Origin of the sequence: Paraburkholderia sp. GAS38, assembly GCF_050434965.1 — a bacterium.
In the GTDB taxonomy this organism is placed as follows: domain Bacteria; phylum Pseudomonadota; class Gammaproteobacteria; order Burkholderiales; family Burkholderiaceae; genus Paraburkholderia; species Paraburkholderia phenazinium_A.
Map to the genome: position 1 here is coordinate 157814 of NZ_JBNDJO010000018.1, position 19947 is coordinate 177760.

Consider the following 19947-nt stretch of genomic DNA (forward strand, 5'->3'; position numbering starts at 1 on the left):
GCGGTGAATGAATCATTCGCCTACATGTCGCCATTCAGTTCCAACCGATAAAGGCGTCGCGCGTTTCCACGGAAGAGGCCTTCCACCTCGTCGGCGCTGTAATCTTCGAAATATCGGACATAGTCTTGCCAGACTTCCCGATAGGGCGTGACGATACTCTCCACGGGGTAGTTGCTGGCAAGCGCACACCGGCCAGAGCCAAAAAGATCAACGGTATAGTCCAAAATGGGACGTATCGAATCCAGCGTCCATGCGGTGTCGAACATGCCGAACCCGGATATTTTCACCGCGACATTAGGTAGCTGGGACAGCTTCCGCATGTTCTTGCGCCAGAGCGCATGGCGTTCGGCTTGGTTTGCATAGGGCATGCCGACGTGCGTAAGAATAAATTGCGTGTCTGGGTGCGCGCGCACCAGCCGGACCACGTCTGCTCCCTGTTCGGGGAAGAATTGCAGATCGAAGGTCAGATCGAATTCCTTGATCAACCGAAAATTGCGTTGCCATACCGGGTCGTGCAGTGGGTCGTAGGCGGGCGACGCGTCGAGCCGCCGATGCAAGGCCTGGCGGACGCCCCTGGTATTCCTGAATGCACGATGGCCTTCGAGGACTGCACGCACATCAGGCGCCGCCAGATCGACATTGCCCACGATGACCTGAGGGACCCCTCCGGAACGAACGACATCGTCGGCTACACCTTGCAGCCAGCGGGTTTCGCGGACATGGTCAGAAGGATCGTGCTCTGCCTGGATATGCACCGCAGCAAGCAATTCGAAATCCTCTGAGTCCAAAAGAAAATCCGTCACCAGATAGTTACGCCGTAACGAGCAGTAGTCCGGCACGACCGAAGATCGATTGCCGTCGTTTAGCCACGGGTAATAGTTTTCCTTCAAATCCCACAAATGGAAATGTGCATCGATGATTTTCATTCGAGCCAGCTCGTATGTTGAACACCCGAACATTGTGCGGACAGGTCGCTGCGGCTGGCAATCAGGATTGCATTAACACCGTGTTAGGGATGCGTTGACGGGGGCTTTTAAAAATACTGATAGTCACTTTTCCTCTGGAGCTACATCATGCGTGTTCGATTTCGTTCGCGCCAAGGCATCATGCAGCTATTCGCAACCCCCGCATCGCCCTGGGTCCGCCGGGTCATGATTTGCATCATCGAACTGGGCATCCAGGACAAAGTCACCACGATCCAAACCCGATGGCCGCACTCGTGGGGAACGCACACCGTGCCATTCACGCCCGAATTCGGCCAGGCTACACCGGTTGGCCGCATCCCCGCGCTGGTGACGGATCAAGGGCTGAGCCTCGCGGATTCGATGGTGATCTGCGATTACCTGAACGCTGAGTATGGTCAATACCGGCTGCTTCCTCAGGCAGGCGAACGCCGGTGGCGCATCCTGTCCCAAGTCGCCATCGCGAACGGCATACTCGAAGCGCACATCAGCCGGCGCGCGGAACTGCTCCGCGATCCGGCGGGACGATCCGCCGCTTTCCTCGAAAAGATGAAGGTCCGGGCACAGCGCTGCTTCGTGGCGCTGAATGAAGACGCGGTGGATTTCGCGCCAGAACCGGATCTTGCCCAGATAACCATTGCCGCTGCTTGCGGGTTTTCCGATTTCCGCTATCAAGGCGATCAATGGCGCGCGACATCTCCCCACCTTGCGTACTGGTATGAAAACTTCTCACAGCGTTCTTCCATGGTGCTGACAAGACCCGCGGAGACCCCGCAATAGCCCTCCCGAGTCTCCGATAAAAAATGGCAGCAAGGTTCTACATCAGGAAATTCTAAACAGTCACGATGCCTCGCGAGCTCTCGTTCGCCGCGGACACCATTTTCCAATTTCCTTATTTCAGGAGACGTTCCGCCATGTCTGCCCCGTATTTCCTGTTTCCTTTCGTCGCGATACTGCTATGGGCTGGTAACGTGATGGTTACGAAGCTGGCGGTCAACGCCATCGATCCGACGGCTATCACGTTCTGGCGACTTGCTTTTGCTGTTGCATTGATGAGCACGTTTGTTCAGAAGCCGGTGTGGCGCAGCCGCGCCGTGATCGTGCCGCAATTGCCAAGACTTGCGATTCTAGGTTTTCTCGGCATGGCGCTGTTTCAATGCCTGGCATATCAGGCAGCGAAAACCACCACCGCGACCAGCATGGCGGTCATCACCTCGCTTGTGCCACTTCTGACTATGCTTCTCTCTGTGCTGTTTTTGCGCGAAGCCCCGACGGTGGGCATGCTATGCGGCGGCCTTCTATCCTTGGTTGGTCTTGTCTACCTGGTCAGTTCAGGAAACCCGGCGGCTCTTCTCTCAGGCGGCGGCCACGTGGGTGATCTGCTGATGCTGATTGCGGCTCTTGCTTACGCACTGTACGGCGTGTTGCTCCGACGCTGGAACGTCGGCCTACCGTCATGGCAGTCGACCTATTTGCAGGCAATCGCCGCGCTGGGCTTCATGCTGGTTTTCGAATTTCGGCTACCGCTGCACGCGGCGCTCCCGAATCGGGCGAGCGTACCGTTGATCGTATATGCAGGCATGTCTGCTTCCGTCGTACTGCCGTATTTGTGGATGCAGGGAGTCAAACATCTAGGCGCTAACCGCTGCAGTATGTTTATTAACCTGCTACCTGTCGCGACAGCCGTCATCGCGGTTGGCTGGTTCAGAGAGCATTTGCATGCATATCACCTCCTCGGCGGCGGAGTCACTCTTTTGGGCGTATTGCTGGCACAGATGATTCGCCGACCGTTGCTGATCGGCTGCCGCGCGACTCACAGGCCAGCGAAATGAGGTAAGTGGGAATCCGTAGACCTGGCGCGAATGCATGCTGGACACGCAATCGCCGGACGCGATATCAAGGCCTAAAATGTTGGATGAACTGATCGAGTGCGGGGTTTTTAGCGTCCGCGCTCCATACGAATTCAACTTCATAGGTGCTGGACAGGTCTGGATGACTGATCAGTTGAGCATCAGGCGGGCAGCTGTACTCTGATACATCCGGCACAATCGAATATCCCATGCCCGCAGCGACGAACCCCAAGATGGTGGAAGTATCGACCGCCACTTCTACCAGGCGCGGCACGAACCCCGCTCGCTGGCACTGATCAATCCAAAAATCGTAGTGCGACGGTGCGTTTTCGCGAGCGAACCAGATACAGGGTTCATCTTTGAGTTCGGCAAGTGTAGCTGGCGGCTTACGGGCAAGATTGCTTTGGCGCGGCACCGCGAGCATCAGCCTGCCGCCAAATATGGTGTGCCCAAAAAATGCTTTATCGCTTCGATCCCTAAGCGCGAGAAATCCGCCGTCGAGACTGCCATCAGCAATTTCCTCGATCTGTTTCATAGCGAGTACCGGCTCAAGCGTAACGGCTATATTGGGATGAGTCGTTCTGAACTCGCGTAGTAGTCGCAAGATTGAAGGGTGCCAACTGTAGCTGGCAGATACCCCGATTCGGAGAGCGCCAAGTTGACCGCTTGCTATTCGCGAGACCCGCTCAGTCGCCATCTGTAGGTCATCAAGCAGGCGTGTTGCGTCTACGACAAGCTGTCGTCCCGCCGCAGTGAGTTCAACACCTCGAATGCTGCGGACAAAGAGAAAGGCTCCTAATTCTTCTTCCAGATCCCTGATTTGGCGGCTCAAGGCTGGCTGAACGACGTGCAAGTGTCTCGCGGCCTCGGCAACGCTGCGATGCTCGGCGACGGCGAGAAAATATCGTAAATGGCGAAATTCCATGAGGGACCTCGTTCCCCTATACCTCAAAAGCATAGCATCAATTTTTAAATAGTATTTTTGTTGCTTTTGTCATCCGGTTACCCTAGTGCAGATCAGAAATTTTCCACAGAAATCTACCATCGTCGACGTCGAACCCGCGCGTCGATTGGGCTATGCACCTCCCTGGGTGATTGGCCCCCTCACGATGCTCACACTGGTTTCTCTGTGCCTGTGTTTCGGGCACTAAGGGAAAACGCAACGTACCGGTGTAGGCAAGTCGCTGGCGTCACAAAGGAGAGGGTGTGGCCATCGCGAACTGTCAGATCCTTGAGCGGGTCTGCGCGACAGCGGGCTCCGACCTCTTCCGTGGACGCTCCGCGGATGGGTCGACGGTACTGTTGAAGTTGCCTGCGGAAAACGCCGACCCAGTCCAATTCGCTCTGCTGAAACGCGAACACCTCCTGCTGCAATCTTTAAACGTCGCGGGGATTGCGAAACCGCTCACGTTAATCGATGAGCGAATCGGCCCGGTGCTGGTGCTCGAAGACTTCGCCGGCGAGTCGCTCGAAGCCGTTTTGGGTCGTGCGCCGCGAATGGACCTGCCTGTTTGCCTGCGTATCGGCCGTCATCTGGCGGATACGTTCGCGGGTATCGATGCCGCGCAGGTTATCCACCGCGATATCCGACCCGCCAATCTCCTCGTCGAGCCTGGCACTGGCCGGGTTCTACTGGTGGATTTCAGTATGGCGACGGCAAAGGAAGCCAGCACCGTCCCGACGAGGGAGGTCACCGCCCCCGCTGGAGATTGGGCTTACGTGTCCCCCGAGCAAACGGGCCGCATGAATCGTCCGGTTGATTATCGGACCGACTGCTATTCGATGGGTGTAATGCTCTATCGGATGCTGACCGGCCAGCTGCCATTTCAGGCGAACGACCCGCTGGAATGGACGCATTGCCATATCGCCCGTATGCCGATACCACCGACGGGGATCACGCCCGAGGTGCCACAGCCGGTGTCGGATATCGTGATGAAGATGCTGGCCAAGCTACCAGAAGACCGCTACCAAAGCGCGCAAGGCCTGAAGGCCGATCTCGATCGGTGTCTGGTGCAATGGCGGACCTCGGGTCAGATCGAGCCGTTCCCGCTCGGCAGGGAAGATATCCCGGTACGTTTCCATGCCCCGCACAAGCTCTACGGGCGGCGCCACGAAGCAGCGAGGCTGCTAGGCGCCTTCGAGCGGACGGCGGCCACCGGCGAGGCCATGCTGGCGATCGTCTCCGGGTACTCCGGCATCGGCAAGTCGACGCTGGTCGAGGCGTTGCGCAGGCCGATTGTGGCGAACCGTGGTTACTTCATTTCGGGCAAGTTCGATCAGGGCCAGCGCTATTTTCCTTATGCTGCCATCATCAAGGCGTTTCGCGAACTGGTGCAACAACTACTGGCGGAAAGCGAAGCGCGCGTCGCCGGCTGGCGGCAACGGATCCAGGCCGCGGTCGGCACCAATGGCCAGCTTATTGTCGATGTGCTGCCCCAGGTCGAGTTGATTATCGGCGCGCAATTGCCGGTGTCGGCGTTGCCGCCGACCAAGGCACAAAACCGGTTCCGCGTGGTGTTCCGGCAATTCGTCATGGGGTTCGCGAGCGAGGCACATCCTCTGGTTCTCTTCCTGGACGATCTGCAGTGGATCGATCCGGCTAGCCTGACGCTCGTCGAGGACCTGATCACACACCCGGACACACGCTATCTGCTGCTAGTGGGTGCTTTTCGTGATAACGAAGTGAGTGCCACGCACCCGTTGATGACGAGCGTCGAGAGGATCCGCCAGAATGGCACATCGGTGAACGAGCTTCAGCTCGCGCCGCTGTCGGTCGTGGATCTGAACCGGCTGGTGGCCGACACGCTCCGTGCACCATCTGCTGCCGCCTGCGAACCGCTCACGCGGCTTGTTCGCGAGCGCACAGGGGGCAATCCGTTCTTCTTTATCCAGTTCCTGGATGTGCTGCACCAGGAGGGGTTGCTGCGGCACGATGCGCAACACCGGGCCTGGCGGTGGAACCTGGATCAGATCAGGGCTAAAAATTTTGCCGGCAACGCCGTCGACCTGACGGTGGGTAAGTTGCGACAATTGAGGGTCGCGGCACAGGAAACCTTGCGACTGGCGGCATGCCTCGGCAACACTTTCGACCTTCGCCATGTCGCGCTGGTCAGCGGCAATTTGGCGTTCGCTGCATGGCAAGGCGTGAGGGAGGTCAAGGTCGAGGTCGAGCAAGCCCTCGCGGCCGCGGCGCGCGAAAATCTGATTGTGCTTGCCGACGGCACCGGCAAGTTCCTGCATGATCGGATCCAGCAGGCCGCCTACGCGCTGATTCCCGACGCGGAGCGCGCCGGCGTCCACCTAAGCATCGGTCGCGTGCTGCTGGCCAACCTGACTGCAGACGAACTTGCAGAGCATGTGTTCGATGTCGCGAACCAGTTCAATCGGGGCGCAACCCTGCTCACCGGGCATGATGAGAAAGTGCAGATCGCGGCGCTCGACCTGAGTGCCGGGCGCCGGGCTAAGTCCTCGGCAGCTTATGCGTCTGCGTGCGTGTACCTGGCGGCCGGCATGGACCTGCTCGACGACGGCAACTGGGTCAGCCACCGTGACCTGATGTTCAGTCTGCGGCTCGAACGCGCGGAGTGTGAGTATCTGACAGGTCGCGCCGACAAGGCTGAGCAACTCATCGAGGAGCTATTGCGGCGATGCGTGTCGAGAGTCGATCATGCGGCCGTCTGCCATATGAAGGTGCGGCTGCATATCGTCAAGTCGGAGAACCGGCAGGCCGTCGACAGCGTGCTCACCTGCCTGCGCCTGTTCGGCATCGATCTCCCGGCGCACCCGTCTCAGGAACAGGTCGAGGCCGAATACGAAGCGGTCTGGCGCAACCTGGCGGGTCGCCCGGTCGAGAGCTTAATAGACGTGCCGCTGATGACCGATCCGGAACTGCAGGTCGCGATGCGTCTTCTCTCGACCCTGTATGAATCCGCCTACTTTATCGATTTCCAGTTGTTGTGCCTGCACCTGTGCCGCATGGTGAACATCAGCCTGCTGCACGGCTCGAGTGGTGCGTCCGCGTACGCCTGCTTCGGGTTTATCCTTGGCCCGGTGTTTCGCCGCTACCGCGACGGTTACCGTTTCGCCAGGCTTGCATGCGACCTGGTCGGCGAGGGCGGTTTCCCTGTCGATAAGGCATTAGTCTATATCGCAACGGGACACGTTGCTTTCTGGACCCAGCCGATCGAAACCGTGATTGACTTCCATCGGGCAGCGTTTCGCACCGCGACCGAGACGGGCGATCTGACGACGGCTTGCTACAGTGCGTTCCATTGCACCAGCGACCTTCTACTGCGGGGCGATCCGCTCGAAACGGTCTGGCGCGAGTCGCAGCGGAGCCTCGACTTCGTGCGCAAGGCCGGGTACCTCGACGCGGCGGACGCCATAGTGTGCAACCAACGCTTCATTGCGACCATGCAGGGTCATACCGCGAAATTATCCACGTTTAGCGACTCGCAGTTCGACGAAGCGGCGTTTGAGGCGCAACTGACGGACGACCGGATGAGCTCGATGGTCTGCACGTACTGGATCTTCAAACTGCACGCGAGATTTCTGGCAGGCGACTACGTAGCGGCCCTCGACGCCGCCCAACGGGCGCAACCGCAATTGTGGGTCCTGGTCGGCCTCTTTCAGTCACTTGACTATTTTTACTACACGGCGCTGACGTTGGCTGCACTCTATGAGAACGGGTCCGCTGGCGAGCAGGTCGCGTGGCACGCCCTCCTCGACGAGCACCGGGAGCAATTGCGCGAGTGGGCTGACACCTATCCGCCTACGTTCGCGGACAAGCACGCCTTGGTGTCGGCTGAGATCGCCCGGATCGAAGGGCGGAACCTCGATGCGATGTGTCTGTACGAAGTGGCCATTCAAGCGGCCAGCGATCAAGGGTTTGTCCAAAACGAAGGCATCGCTCATGAACTGGCCGCCGGATTTTGCCGTGCCCGCGGATGGGCGAGCGCCGGCCGCGCCCATCTGAACGAAGCGCGCAGCTGTTTTGAGCGCTGGGGCGCACACGGCAAAGTCAGGCAGCTCGACGCGCGCATATCGCCAATACGCGAAGTGGCAACGTCTCGACTCGCCACGCCTGTTGGCAATGTGGTGCAACTCGATCTGCTGTCGGTCGCCAAAGCCTCGCAGGCCATATCTAGCCATATCGTGCTTGACGATCTTGTCGACACGCTAATGCACATCCTGCTCGAAAGTGCCGGCGCGCAAACCGGCCGGCTGTTGCTAGCCCACAATGCCAGCTTGGCACTCGTGGCCGAAGCGAGCGTCGCGCAGCAGACCGTTCACGTCCGGCGGCACTTGGGCGACGTGTCGCACGGCTCGGCCCCGCCGGAGTCAGCCGCGCGCGAAGAGGCGTTGCCGGACTCCATCGTCAACTATGTCCAGCGCTGCCAGGAGCGGGTGCTGCTGGATGATGCGACGCAAGCGAACCCCTTTTCGGCAGACGAATACCTTACCCGCCGCCAACCGAAGTCCGTGTTGTGTCTGCCTCTCATGCGCCGTTCCGAATTGATCGGCTTGCTGTATCTGGAGAACAACCTGGCCATCCAGGCGTTCACGCCTGAGCGCATAACCGTCCTCGAATTGCTGGCCTCGCAGGCCGCGATTACCCTCGAGAACGCTCGTCTGTACCGCGATCTGGCGGAACGCGAAGCAAGGATCCGACGTCTCGTCGAGGCCAACATTGTGGGTATTTTCACTTTCCATCTCGATGGCCAGATTCTCGAGGCCAATGAAGCGTTTCTCCGGATCGTGGGATACGACCGCGAGGACCTCGAGTCGGGACGGATGTGCTGGACCGACATGACCCCACCCGAGTGGCTCGAGCGCGACAACCAGCGAATCGCGGAGCTCACGACGACAGGGACATTACAGCCCTTTGAGAAGGAATATTTCAGAAAGGATGGCAGCCGTGCGCCCGTGCTGATCGGCGTGGCGACGTTCGAAGTAGGGCAGCACCAAGGTGTCGGTTTCGCACTTGATTTGACCGTGTGCAAGCGGGCGGAAGCCGAAGTGCGGGAGAGCGAGGAGCGCTACCGTGAAGTGCAGATGGCGCTCGCGCACTCTAACCGGGCCGCGACGATGGGGCAGCTCACAGCCTCGATTGCCCATGAGGTCAGGCAGCCGATCACTGCGGTAGCGACCTATGCTTCGGCCGCCTCGCGCTGGCTGGACGCGAGGCCCGCTAACCTTAATGAGGTCAGGCAGGCGCTCGATGGCATCGTCTATGAGGCAACACGCGCTGGCGGCATCATTAGCGGGATTCGCGACCTGGTCAGAAAAGCGCCTCCACGCAAGGACCGGGTAGACATTAACGAGGCGGTCGTCGAGGTGATCGAACTGACGCGGGGCGAAGCGGCGAAGTACGACGTCTCAGTGCTGACGGCACTCGGCGATGCCTTGCCTCTCGTCCTGGGTGATCGCGTTCAGTTGCAACAGGTGATGCTCAACCTGATCGTCAACGCCCTTGAGGCGATGGGCTCAACGAGCACGAGTCCCCGTGAGATACTGATTAGCACAACTGTAGATTTATCGGATGGCGTGTCTATCGTCGTGCGGGATTCTGGTCCGGGGCTCCCTCCGGATGAGTTCAGTCGCGTCTTCGATCCGTTCTACACGACGAAGGAGAATGGCCTAGGCATGGGCCTGTCGATCTGCCGTTCAATCGTCGAGACGCACGGGGGGCGGTTGTGGGCTTGCAAGAATGAACCGCGAGGAGCTGTCTTTCAGTTCACGTTGCCTGCTGGGGGGGGAGAGTAGAAGTGGTACCTGCTTCGCTCGGGGGCGTAGAATAATTGCATGCCAACGGGACGCGGCCGCGTTCCGGTTTCGCGAGGTGGCCGAATGACTACTGGAACGAACTCCCGTAAAACAGCCGAAACCGCAGCAACCGAAGGCTCCGTCGTCTACATCGTCGATGATGACAAGGGAATCCGGCTTTCCCTTAGCACCCTTATGCGCTCAGTCGGCCTGCGGGTCGAAGCGTTCGAATCCCCGGACGAATTTCTACGGTGCCCGCCCGCCGCCGGACCAAGTTGCCTCATCCTCGACGTGCGACTCCGCGGAAAGAGCGGCATGGCGATTCACGAAGATATCGTGAATCGCGGCATGCGTATTCCCGTTGTATTCATGACCGGTCACGGAGACATCGAGATGGGCGTGAAGGCAATGAAGGCCGGCGCGCAGGACTTCTTTGCGAAACCGTTTAAGGACCAGGACATGCTCGACGCCGTTGCTCAGGCTCTGGCGCGAGACAACGAGCGGCTCGCGGCAGAAGCCGCGCTGGCCGATCTGCGTGCGTTATACCAGTCCCTTTCGCCGCGCGAGAAAGAAGTGATGGGCTTTGTGCTTTCCGGTCTTCTGAACAAGCAGATTGCCTATGAGATGAACCTGAGTGCGATCACGGTTAAGGTTCACCGTGGACACGTCATGCGTAAAATGAACGCGTGCTCGATGCCGGATCTGGTCCGCAAGGCCGAATCGCTCGGTATAGGGCCCTCTCTGCCTCGCGGCGATCATCATTGAGCGTCATCGTGTCAGGTAATTCGGACTTCTTCTCAGCGCCGTTCCATCGCTAAGGACTACCAAGTGCTACCGAGAGCCAGTGAGTCAAAGTGGCTGTGTCATAAGGTTTCGGCAGCAACACGAGTGCGCCGGCACTCACGACTTGCGCCCGTAGAGGTGAGCTCGGACAGGCGGTGATAAATATGGTCGGTGGATTATGCCCCTGAGCACGAAGGTGCTCATACATCTCGATACCGGACATCCCTGGCATCAAAACATCGGAAATCAGGCAGGCGGTGTGAGCAGCATCCCCTGACGAAAAAAATTCCTCCGCCGACTTATACATGCGCACCTGCCAACCCAGCGACCGGATCAGGCTGTCCAGGGCATGACGAACCGCTTGGTCATCATCGACAATCGAAACAACAGGCGAAATTTGCAAAATGCCCTCTCGACCTCTCGTTTTAAGGGACGGCGTGAGGCCGGTGCAGTCCATCTCTTTTTCATCTGCAGATTAGCTTATAACCATGTGCGGCGACATGATACGAACGTATATGCGAATCGAACCAACTCTGCGGCAGTCTCGTCTTTGCGCAGATCGGCGCCGCGCATGAAGCTTCCTTGCCGCGCTTATACCCTCGTATATGCGACTTACCTCAATGCGGCGTCAGAATATCCTACCGGGGAATAGATTCGCTCTTCCGCAAGAGCTACTCTTCTCACATTGAGGCCACACACCGTTACGAAAGCGCAAAGCGTGCGGCGCGGCTTGGGCCAACATTGCTGCGGAACTGCCGCCCACCCCGTTTGAGCGTTTAACTTCTTCGAAGAGTCATCTCAATATGTGTCCAGTAGCCGTAAGTTAGTGGTCATTCGACCGTACTGCTAAATTTGATTGATCTTCACTCGTCGCTAAAGAGAGGAACGCGATGTTGAACGCTGAGTGCGATTCGCCCCTTGAGACATTCTTAAACAATGATTCTTACCATGCGTCTATTGGCCCCATGCTGCTAACGGCCGACCTCCTATCATCGCATCGGCCAGCCGGTCATACTTCAGCGGACCCTTGGACTTCGATGCTCGCAACCATCCGTGAGTTTTCTTCACCGCCAGATCCGAACCGACAGCCTCCGCATTTGTCTAGGCGTTCCTGGTCCGATGGCGGCCAGCGCCTTCCACGCAAGAGCGACCGCGGGGAAGTGCGGCCTTATACGGTAAGGGTTGTGGAGGCATTGTCCAATTCGCGCTTCTCCCTGTGCTGGCACGATCCGACGCTTTGCAACTACGAGGAGCAGGTCTGGGTGCCGTGCCGCGCTCGCTCGTCCGGGCGTTGTGCCTTGTCTGGCAAACGTATTGGCCGCGGCGATTGCGTCTATCGACCCCGAGGCCGCGGACCATCGAGGCCACTCAACGGCGACGCCATGATTCTGGCCAGCGAGCTGGCCACGCACCGCGCAATCGCTTGAGACGCTGTGGGGAGGGGCGATTCGCGCTTACTGGTGAAGCATTGCCAGGGTGTTGCCACTGCAGTCGTGTACTCCAATATCAGGCCGCACGAGGTTTAGCATGAAGCTAGAGTCCGCCAAGTTTTTGCAACTGCGCCGTCTCGCTCCCGTTCTCGATGACGTATTAAGCGCGGGCGAGGTTGAGTACGCGGAGCAGGCCTTGGGACTTGCTTTACTCGCCCAGCTGTGTTTACAGTTGTTCGACGCGTACCAGCGCCAATACCCAGACGAGATCGCGCAAGCGCGGCTTGACGCTCTCCATCTGTAGTAGCGCGTCAGCGCGAGAGAGGCAGCCTACGTGGTCATTCCTTTGTGTGACCGTGCTTGCGTTCGCCTTGAGATTGGCAGACGTATTATCTCCACTTGTTCGTCGTATGAAGGACCGGACACTAACTTCGGTACGCGGTCAGTTCACCAATCCCTTCCTGCATTGCCGTTACCACACCGACGCAAAAAGAAGCGGCCTCTTCGCGCCGAGGCATTCCAGGCGTGGGAAAGCGTGACGCGCGCTCCGGTGCTGTAGCGATACTCTGATTAGAGTCGGCGTCTTTATACACAGTGTGTTCGAGAGCGTGCCGTTCGATAACGTGACAATGCCAGGGGTTGACCGACGGCGCGTCTTTGGAGGGTGTGCCGTTCCGTTTCCATTCAGAGGAAGGCATGGGAATACCAGATGCTCTTCGGATAGAACTGCGGGAGCGACTGTGGCAACTAGCGTAGTGACGGAATTTCGGAAAGGGCAACGATCGTGACAGACCCAAAATTGACGTGAGACGTTTCTTTGCTCGCCTGCGCGAAATGTCGAAATTGAACCTCGAAAAAGTCACGTTCGAGGTTAGCTATGCCATACCGTTATTAAAGACATGACGAAACGGGGGTCCTAATTTGATGCAAGAAGAACGAGAATGATTAGACACCGTATTTGATTCGGCTCTAGCAATATAGGATCCTTTATGTTCTCGGTTGTTGGAGTCGTCAACTAGGTAAGAGGCGGTGGCGCCCGGTCGACTCTAGTGAACGGATGTGACGTTCGCGCTGTTATTCTAAATCCCGAGAAGGTGTCTTCGTTGGTGCCAGGTGTGATGACGCGAATACCATTCGCAGCGAATACCGTATCGATGTTGAAGATCGCAATGATAAACGTCGTGGCGTATCGGAAGTGACTCTTCAGCCAGAGACTGTACAGAAACATTGAGCGGTTCGCCAGACGACAGGCGAGCGTAGCTTTCGTGTCGGTCGTCCGTCTTTATTTTGATTTCGCACGAGATGCACATGGGCTTGTGACGCGCATCGGCGCTGCCATGACGAAACTGCATCTGAAAGATGCCATCTTTGCTGTCGGAAAAGCGGACTTGCTGGGCCAGAATGCGTGTGATGTCGTGATGGCATTCAATCGCTTTTTTTACTTCGATGTGAGCGAAAAACTTTACACGCATCAGGTACAAGACGGGGTGACCGGGGCGCAGCGGGGCAGTGTCTCAGGAACCGAGGATCAGGCAAACGAAGTAGCGATACTTTCAAATCGACGAGGGTCAAGTAATGTCTCAACCAACGACACATTTCTTTAAACGAAAGCGAATCGTACTCCAGATAATGACGCTGGCGGTCGTCGTGGGCAGTAGTCTGCTGCTTAAAACGCATGCATCCGCTTCGGCCGATTCGGTGAACGCCGCGCCAGCACCTCAGGTGACAGTAGCGCAGGCCCGTACGTTTCAGGTGGATGACCGTCAGGTATTCACCGGCAGATTACAGGCCGTCGACACGATTGACGTACGACCACGAGTGAGCGGATACGTGGATGAGGTGCTGTTCAAGGAGGGCACCCGGGTACACAAGGGCGACGTACTGTTCCGGATCGATCCGCGTCCTTATCGCGCCGAGGTAGACCGTCTGACAGCGGAACTCGCGCAAGCTCAGGCGGAGGCGGTGCAAGCCCGGTCCGATTCGGATCGAGGTAAGCGATTGCTGATGCAGAGTGCCATTTCGCGCGAAGCGTCGGAGCAACTTGACACCGCGGCAAGCACATCGCATTCGAAGGCGCTTGCGACCGGCGCCCAGCTCGACGCGGCGCAACTGAATCTCAGCTTCACAGACGTGCGTGCGCCGATCGACGGGAAGGTCAGCTATGCGATGATCACTGCCGGCAACCTGGTCACGCCAGATGCGGTCCTGACCCGCGTCGTCAGCGTCGACCCCATCTACGGATATTTCGACGTCGACGAACAGAGCTACCTTACGCTCCAGCATTTTCGCGATGACGGTCATAGCGTGCCCGAAGTTGCAATGGCCCTCGCGGACGAGCACGACTTCACGCACGTCGGTCATCTGGATTTCGTTGACAATCAACTCGACTCTGGTTCGGGAACCATTCGCCTTCGAGCTGTATTTCCCAACGCGCAAGGTGCGTACACGCCAGGACTCTATGCACAGATCCGCCTTCAGGAGAGCCATCCGGTGCCGCGCATCCTCCTGAGGGACACGGCAGTGGGAACTGATCTGGGGGATCAGTTTGTTTACGTGGTCGGGCCAGATAGCAAGATCATCTACCGCAAGGTGTCGACAGGTCCGGTCTTTGCCGGCTTGCGCGTCGTCGAAAGCGGTATTCAGCCAGGCGAGCGGGTGGTCGTTGATGGCCTGCAACATGTTCAACCGGGCATGGTGGTACTGCCGATCACCGTCTCAATGGATGCGCAGCTCAACGACCGCCAAAAGGCTGAGCTCGCAAGTGTAACCAGACCGGTTGCCGGATCTGGCACAACCGCACTGGCTGCACGATAGCCGCTTCATCGAGACTCAAGTCATGAAAGGTATAGCTAATTATTTTATCGACCGACCGATCTTCGCTGGTGTTTTGTCGGTTCTGTTCGTGATCGCTGGTGCCATTGCGCTAGTGATGCTGCCAGTCAGTCAATATCCGGACATCGTACCGCCGACTGTTGTCGTGCAGGCGAACTACCCGGGGGCAAGTCCCGAGACGATTGTGCAGACCGTGGCCACACCTCTTGAGGAGCAGATCAACGGCGTCGAACACATGCTGTACACATCGTCGCAGGCGACGAGTGACGGACGGCTTGCGCTGACAGTTACCTTCGCACTCGGCACCAACCTCGATACGGCGCAGGTTCAAGTGCAGAACCGGGTGGCGCAGGTGTTATCGCGCCTGCCCGATGAGGTTCAGCGCCTCGGCGTGACGACCCAGAAGAGTTCGCCGGAGGTCACACTGGTAGTGCATCTGGTGTCGACGAACCATCGCTATGATGGTCTCTATCTCTCGAACTACGCCCGCACACACATTCGCGATGAATTGTCTCGTCTCGATGGCGTCGGTGACGTGCAGATCTTCGGTGCGGGTGAATACAGCATGCGCGTGTGGCTGGATCCGCAACGTATGGCACAACGCGGACTGACGGCACCTGACGTTATAAAGGCGATTCGGGAACAGAACGTTGAGGTGGCAGCAGGCACGCTTGGCGCTCCCCCGATGCATACGGACGACGCATTTCAATTGAATGTGAATACTCAGGGGCGTCTCGTTTCCGAAGACCAGTTCCGCCGAATTATTTTGCGCAGCAGTGGCGACACGGGTGTCGTGCATCTTGGCGATGTCGCGCGCGTCGAACTCGGCGCGGACCTGTACGCGCAGCGTAGCCTGCTGAACAACGATCCGGCTGTTGGTATTGTGTTGTTCCAGCGCCCAGGCAGCAACGCGATCCAGACGTCGAACGAGGTCATGACGACAATGAAACGCCTGAAGGCGAATTTTCCGGAGGGTCTGGACTTTCGAATCATCCGCGACGATACGCAGTTCGAGCGGGCGTCCATCGAAGCGGTCGTTCATACGCTTTTCGATGCAATTGCGCTTGTGGTGCTGGTCGTTATTCTTTTCCTGCAGACGTGGCGTGCATCGATCATTCCACTTATTGCGGTGCCCGTGTCGCTGATCGGCACGTTCGCTGTTATGGATGCAGTCGGCTTCTCGCTCAATACGCTGTCGTTGTTCGGGCTCGTGCTGGCGATCGGAATTGTTGTCGACGACGCAATCGTCGTGGTTGAAAACGTTGAGCGGCATATCGAGCTGGGACAGAGTCCGAAGGAGGCGAGCCGACGTGCGATGCGGGAAGTCACTAGCCCAATCGTTGCCACGGCACTGGTACTGTGTGCAGTGTTCATACCGGCTGCTTTTATCAGTGGGCTCACCGGCGCGTTCTATCGCCAGTTCGCGCTAACGATCGCAATCTCGACGGTGATCTCCGCGTTCAACTCCCTGACGCTGAGCCCGGCGCTTGCCGCAATACTGCTCAAGTCTCACGACGCGCCTAAAGATGCGCTGACAGTATGGATCGACCGCCTGTTCGGCTGGTTATTCAGACCCTTCAACCGGCTGTTCGTGACTGGCGCGGGTCGTTACGTCGGCGGTGTGAGTCGGGTGTTGGGCCGTTCGTCGGTTGCGCTTGTGGTGTATGGCGGTCTGATTGTGCTCGCGGCGGTCGGCTTTATGCGAGTACCGACTGGTTTCGTGCCGACGCTCGACAAGCAACTCATTCTCGCATTTGTCCAGTTACCGAGCGGCGCGTCACTCGACCGCACGGAAGGCGTCGTGCGCGAGATGACTGACATCGCAGCTCATCAGCCTGGCGTCTGGCGCTCCGCGTCATTTCCGGGTCTGTCGATCAATGGCCTCACGAATAGCAGCGATTCGGGTGTGATCTTCCTTCTTCTCAAGCCGTTTGAGGAACGGAGGGATCCGTCGCTGTCGGCCGACGCGATCATTGCTGCGTTGAACAAGAAGTATGCGGCTATCTCTGGCGCCAGCATTGGCGTCGTGCCCGCGCCGCCGGTGGACGGCATGGGCGAGACGGGCGGGTTCCGGATGCAGATTGAAGACCGTGCTGGCTATGGTTCGATGGAAATGCAACGCCAGATTGATAAACTCATTGCGCTAGGCGCGAAAGAGCCCGCATTGAGCCCGCTCTATTCGAGCTTCGACGCACGCGTACCGCAAGTCCGCGTGGACATAGACCGCGAGAAGGCGAAGCTTGAGGGTCTCGACATGACCGACGTCGCCGACACGCTTCAGGCGTTCACGGGCACCTTCTACGTGAATGACTTTAACCGCTTCGGTCGCACGTACCAGGTGAATCTCTCCGCTGAACCGGACTTCAGGCGCACGCTTGACAACATCGGGCAACTGAAGGTCCGTAACTCTTCGGGGGTCATGGTGCCACTAGGCTCGTTCGTGTCAGTGCAGCGCACCGTCGGGACGGAGCGTTCGATGCACTACAACGGTTATCCCACGGCGGAAATCAACGGCGGCGCCGCGCCGGGTTACAGCACCGGACAGGCACAGGAAGCGATGGAGCGCATTGCGCGTGAGAATCTGCCGAGAGGGATGACGTTCGAATGGACCGATCTGACGTACCAGCAGATCCTTGCGGGTAATACGGCTGTACTCGTATTTCCTTTGTCCGTGCTGCTGGTGTTCCTCGTGCTCGCCTCCCTGTATGAGAGTGTTTCGCTCCCGCTGGCGGTCATCCTGATTGTACCGATGGTACTTTTGTCAGCTATTGGTGGCGTGTGGCTCACACATGGCGACAACAATATATTCACGCAGATCGGTTTGATCGTGCTGGTAGGCCTCGCGTGCAAGAACGCAATTCTTATCGTGGAATTTGCACGCGACGCACAAGGACGCGGTATGGATCGCAAGCAGGCAGTCCTTCAGGCAGCGCACCTGCGTCTGAGGCCGATCCTGATGACATCGGTGGCATTCATCATGGGTGTTGTTCCACTGGTGTTGGCTCACGGCGCGGGGGCGGAGATGCGACACGCGATCGGTGTGGCGGTGTTCGCTGGGATGTTAGGCGTGACGGCGTTCGGATTGGTGTACACGCCTCTTTTCTATGTGTTGGTACGCGGGTTCGTGGAACGGCGTGAGGCGCGCCGCAGTAAGGCTATCCAAAGCGCGCCGGTTCTCGGGGAGCACTGAAATGAATAGGCTGAATCCTTTCTCGGCTGTTGCAGCAATCCTGTCTGCGCTGGCGCTCGCTGGGTGCGTGTCCGTCGGGCCCGATTACCACGCCGCCGCCCCAGCGGTACCGAAGCTGCTCAACGTCGATCCGATGCGTGAGAACAACGGGAGCTTCCAGGCACAATGGTGGAAGCAGTTTGGAGATCCGACGCTTGATGCCCTTATACAGATGGCGGCGCTCGATAACCTCGATCTACGCGTTGCACAGGCACGCCTCCGTGAGTCGCGGGCCTTCGTAAGCGGCGCGGAGTCGGCGGAGATTCCAACCGTTTCGGCTGGGACCAGTTTTGCGCGCACCTATGGTCAGTATCCGGGAATAACCACGGACCAGGTTAGCTACGACGAGTATCGCGCTGGGTTCGATGCCAGTTGGGAACTTGATCTGTTCGGTGGCATCCGACGCGAAGTGGAATCGTCGAAGGATGAACGCGATGCACGGCAGGCGGCATTGCGCGGCGCCCAGGTTTCCGTCATTGGCGAAGTGGCCCGTAATTACTTCATGATGCGCGGTTCACAGGCACGAATCGCCATTGTCCAGAACGACATCAAGACGCTCCAGGAGACGCTGCGTCTCGTGCAGGCGCAGGCGAATGTTGGCACGGGCTCGGAGCAGGATGTCGCAAGCGCGGGCGCTCGGTTGAGTGCAGTGGAGGCGCAGTTGCCCAATCTCAGGATAGACGAGCAGACCGCACAGTTCCGGCTTGCGGTGCTGCTTGGCAAGCGCCCCGGCGAACTTGACGTCGATTTGTCGCCGCGCACTTCCGAGCCAATCGCCGTGAGCCTACCCATGGGGTCAATAGGCGATGTGCTTGCGCGTCGACCTGACGTGCAGGAAGCGGAGCGTCGACTGGCGGCATCGACCGCGCGTATCGGCGTTGCGGAGGCCGACTTCTATCCGCATGTTTCACTGGTCGGATTTCTCGGCTTTCTCTCGAGCCAGGGCACGGATTTCTTGACGGCGGGTTCGCAGGCATGGTCGATCATGCCGGGTATTACCTGGGATGGTTTGAATGTACAGCGCGTGCGTGCAAACCTTCATGCGGCGCAAGCCCGCTCGGACGCTGCGCAAGCCGCTTACGAGCAAAGCATTCTTCTCGCTATCGAGGACGTTGACAGCGCGCTCACGTCTTACAACGAAACTCATGCTCGGGTCGGCAAACTGATCGATCAGTTTTCGCAGAGTCACCGCGCAGCTGATCTCGCGCGCGTCCGCTACCGGGAGGGATCGACAGGTTTTCTGGAACTGCTCGATGCCGAGCGGGTAGAGCTCGCTGCGGGGGATGATCTGGCGCAGGCCGAGTCGGATATTAACGTACGCGCTGTGGCACTGTACAAGTCACTCGGCGGAGGGTGGGAAGCCTGTGGGGGTGATCGTTGCGATGCACTTGCGCTGACCCAGACCTCAACACAACCCTCTACGGCGCGCTGATCTGGCCGCCTTAACCTCAGCGGCGGTATCAACGTTGAGAGCATTCCGTACATTGATCGCCTCGTTTTCTGTGCCGGAGGTCGCTGGTTGAGACTGGCGGCCTCGATTTTTTTTGCATTTTCAGGTTTTTGCGCAAAGCTCTGCGCGCCATCCATAGATCGTTCGGCGCCTACCTGATCTCCTCGTGACAGGCCAGCGCACCGCCTTAGCATCATGCGCCTTCCGATACCCGATATCCGGCGTGCGCCGTGACAACGTGGGTTGTTGCTTCCCCGCGATTGTCGTCGCATCGCCCTCAATCTGCCAATACCTCTGAAAGATCGCTGGCAGCACCACGGAGCGTTCGAATTGCAAAGGACCTCGGGAAAGACCTGATCACGCAACTGGATTCTTCGATACGCCGTGAGACGATACGATAAGCCAGTAGTCAATTACACACCTAAAGTTGCTTCGCAGGGCTCACGGGCGGATGTGATCTAAGCGAAGTACGAAGACCGAGGGAAGTGACTTCTTCTACTAGATGAAACTGGGAGGTGGTGTCAGGTTGGCCGCATACCGGCGGCTGGTACAACTCGGGACCTTTGGGGCAGATATGAACGAGCGCGGCTCCGGTTCCAGTCGGGACCAGACGATAACCCATCGGTTGTTGCCAGCCTCAAGCGAA

The 19947-nt window shown here is 58.4% G+C and carries 13 protein-coding genes; 10 read left to right on the forward strand and 3 right to left on the reverse strand.

Translation table 11 applies throughout. From position 1 onward, the window contains the following. Window positions 1-20: 20 nt before the first annotated feature. Window positions 21-926 carry an amidohydrolase family protein gene (locus P3T42_RS32450; protein WP_074267534.1) on the reverse strand — a complete coding sequence of 302 codons (906 nt, stop codon included), beginning with the start codon at window positions 924-926 and terminating at the stop codon, window positions 21-23. A gap of 147 nt (window positions 927-1073) precedes the next feature. On the opposite strand from P3T42_RS32450, the gene P3T42_RS32455 reads away from it, so the two are divergent. Together P3T42_RS32455 and P3T42_RS32460 are read left to right on the forward strand one after the other, a co-directional pair. Further along, window positions 1074-1742, forward strand: coding sequence for a glutathione S-transferase family protein (locus tag P3T42_RS32455; protein ID WP_074267535.1), 669 nt, complete (start codon window positions 1074-1076; stop codon window positions 1740-1742). A 134-nt stretch (window positions 1743-1876) separates the two neighbouring features. Continuing rightward, window positions 1877-2794 (forward strand): DMT family transporter, encoded by a 918-nt coding sequence (locus tag P3T42_RS32460; protein WP_074267536.1) that lies wholly within the window; start codon window positions 1877-1879, stop codon window positions 2792-2794. A 64-nt stretch (window positions 2795-2858) separates the two neighbouring features. On the opposite strand, the gene P3T42_RS32465 is transcribed toward P3T42_RS32460, so the two are convergent. Then, window positions 2859-3737 (reverse strand): LysR family transcriptional regulator, encoded by an 879-nt coding sequence (locus P3T42_RS32465; protein ID WP_074267537.1) that lies wholly within the window; start codon window positions 3735-3737, stop codon window positions 2859-2861. 281 nt (window positions 3738-4018) lie between these two features. On the opposite strand from P3T42_RS32465, the gene P3T42_RS32470 reads away from it, so the two are divergent. Further along, complete coding sequence (locus P3T42_RS32470) at window positions 4019-9577, forward strand: trifunctional serine/threonine-protein kinase/ATP-binding protein/sensor histidine kinase (protein WP_429308359.1); 5559 nt, start codon at window positions 4019-4021, stop codon at window positions 9575-9577. An 84-nt stretch (window positions 9578-9661) separates the two neighbouring features. Beyond that, window positions 9662-10342 (forward strand): response regulator transcription factor, encoded by a 681-nt coding sequence (locus P3T42_RS32475; protein WP_074267538.1) that lies wholly within the window; start codon window positions 9662-9664, stop codon window positions 10340-10342. Between the two features lie 49 nt (window positions 10343-10391). On the opposite strand, the gene P3T42_RS32480 is transcribed toward P3T42_RS32475, so the two are convergent. Further along, window positions 10392-10817, reverse strand: a complete 426-nt coding sequence (locus P3T42_RS32480; protein ID WP_083611627.1) for a response regulator transcription factor — start codon at window positions 10815-10817, stop codon at window positions 10392-10394. 580 nt (window positions 10818-11397) lie between these two features. Between P3T42_RS32480 and P3T42_RS32485 the strand changes: the two genes are divergently transcribed. The 6 genes from P3T42_RS32485 to P3T42_RS32510 all read left to right on the forward strand — a co-directional run bounded on the left by P3T42_RS32485 (window position 11398) and on the right by P3T42_RS32510 (window position 19283). Beyond that, window positions 11398-11787: a DUF3331 domain-containing protein gene (locus P3T42_RS32485; protein ID WP_083611790.1), complete on the forward strand. Its 390-nt coding sequence runs from the start codon at window positions 11398-11400 to the stop codon at window positions 11785-11787. A gap of 100 nt (window positions 11788-11887) precedes the next feature. Continuing rightward, window positions 11888-12094: a hypothetical protein gene (locus P3T42_RS32490; protein WP_074267540.1), complete on the forward strand. Its 207-nt coding sequence runs from the start codon at window positions 11888-11890 to the stop codon at window positions 12092-12094. Between the two features lie 961 nt (window positions 12095-13055). Continuing rightward, window positions 13056-13394, forward strand: coding sequence for a hypothetical protein (locus P3T42_RS32495; RefSeq protein ID WP_074267541.1), 339 nt, complete (start codon window positions 13056-13058; stop codon window positions 13392-13394). After that, a complete protein-coding gene (locus tag P3T42_RS32500) occupies window positions 13366-14604 on the forward strand; it encodes an efflux RND transporter periplasmic adaptor subunit (RefSeq protein ID WP_083611629.1) in 1239 nt (412 codons plus the stop codon). The genes P3T42_RS32495 and P3T42_RS32500 overlap by 29 nt, the downstream gene beginning before the upstream one ends. Window positions 14605-14626: 22 nt before the next feature. Continuing rightward, entirely contained in the window at window positions 14627-17812 is a 3186-nt protein-coding gene (locus tag P3T42_RS32505) for an efflux RND transporter permease subunit (RefSeq protein ID WP_074267543.1), read from the forward strand. 1 nt (window position 17813) lies between these two features. Then, on the forward strand, window positions 17814-19283 hold the full coding sequence (locus P3T42_RS32510; RefSeq protein WP_074267544.1) for an efflux transporter outer membrane subunit: 1470 nt from the start codon (window positions 17814-17816) through the stop codon (window positions 19281-19283). Window positions 19284-19947 lie beyond the last annotated feature (664 nt).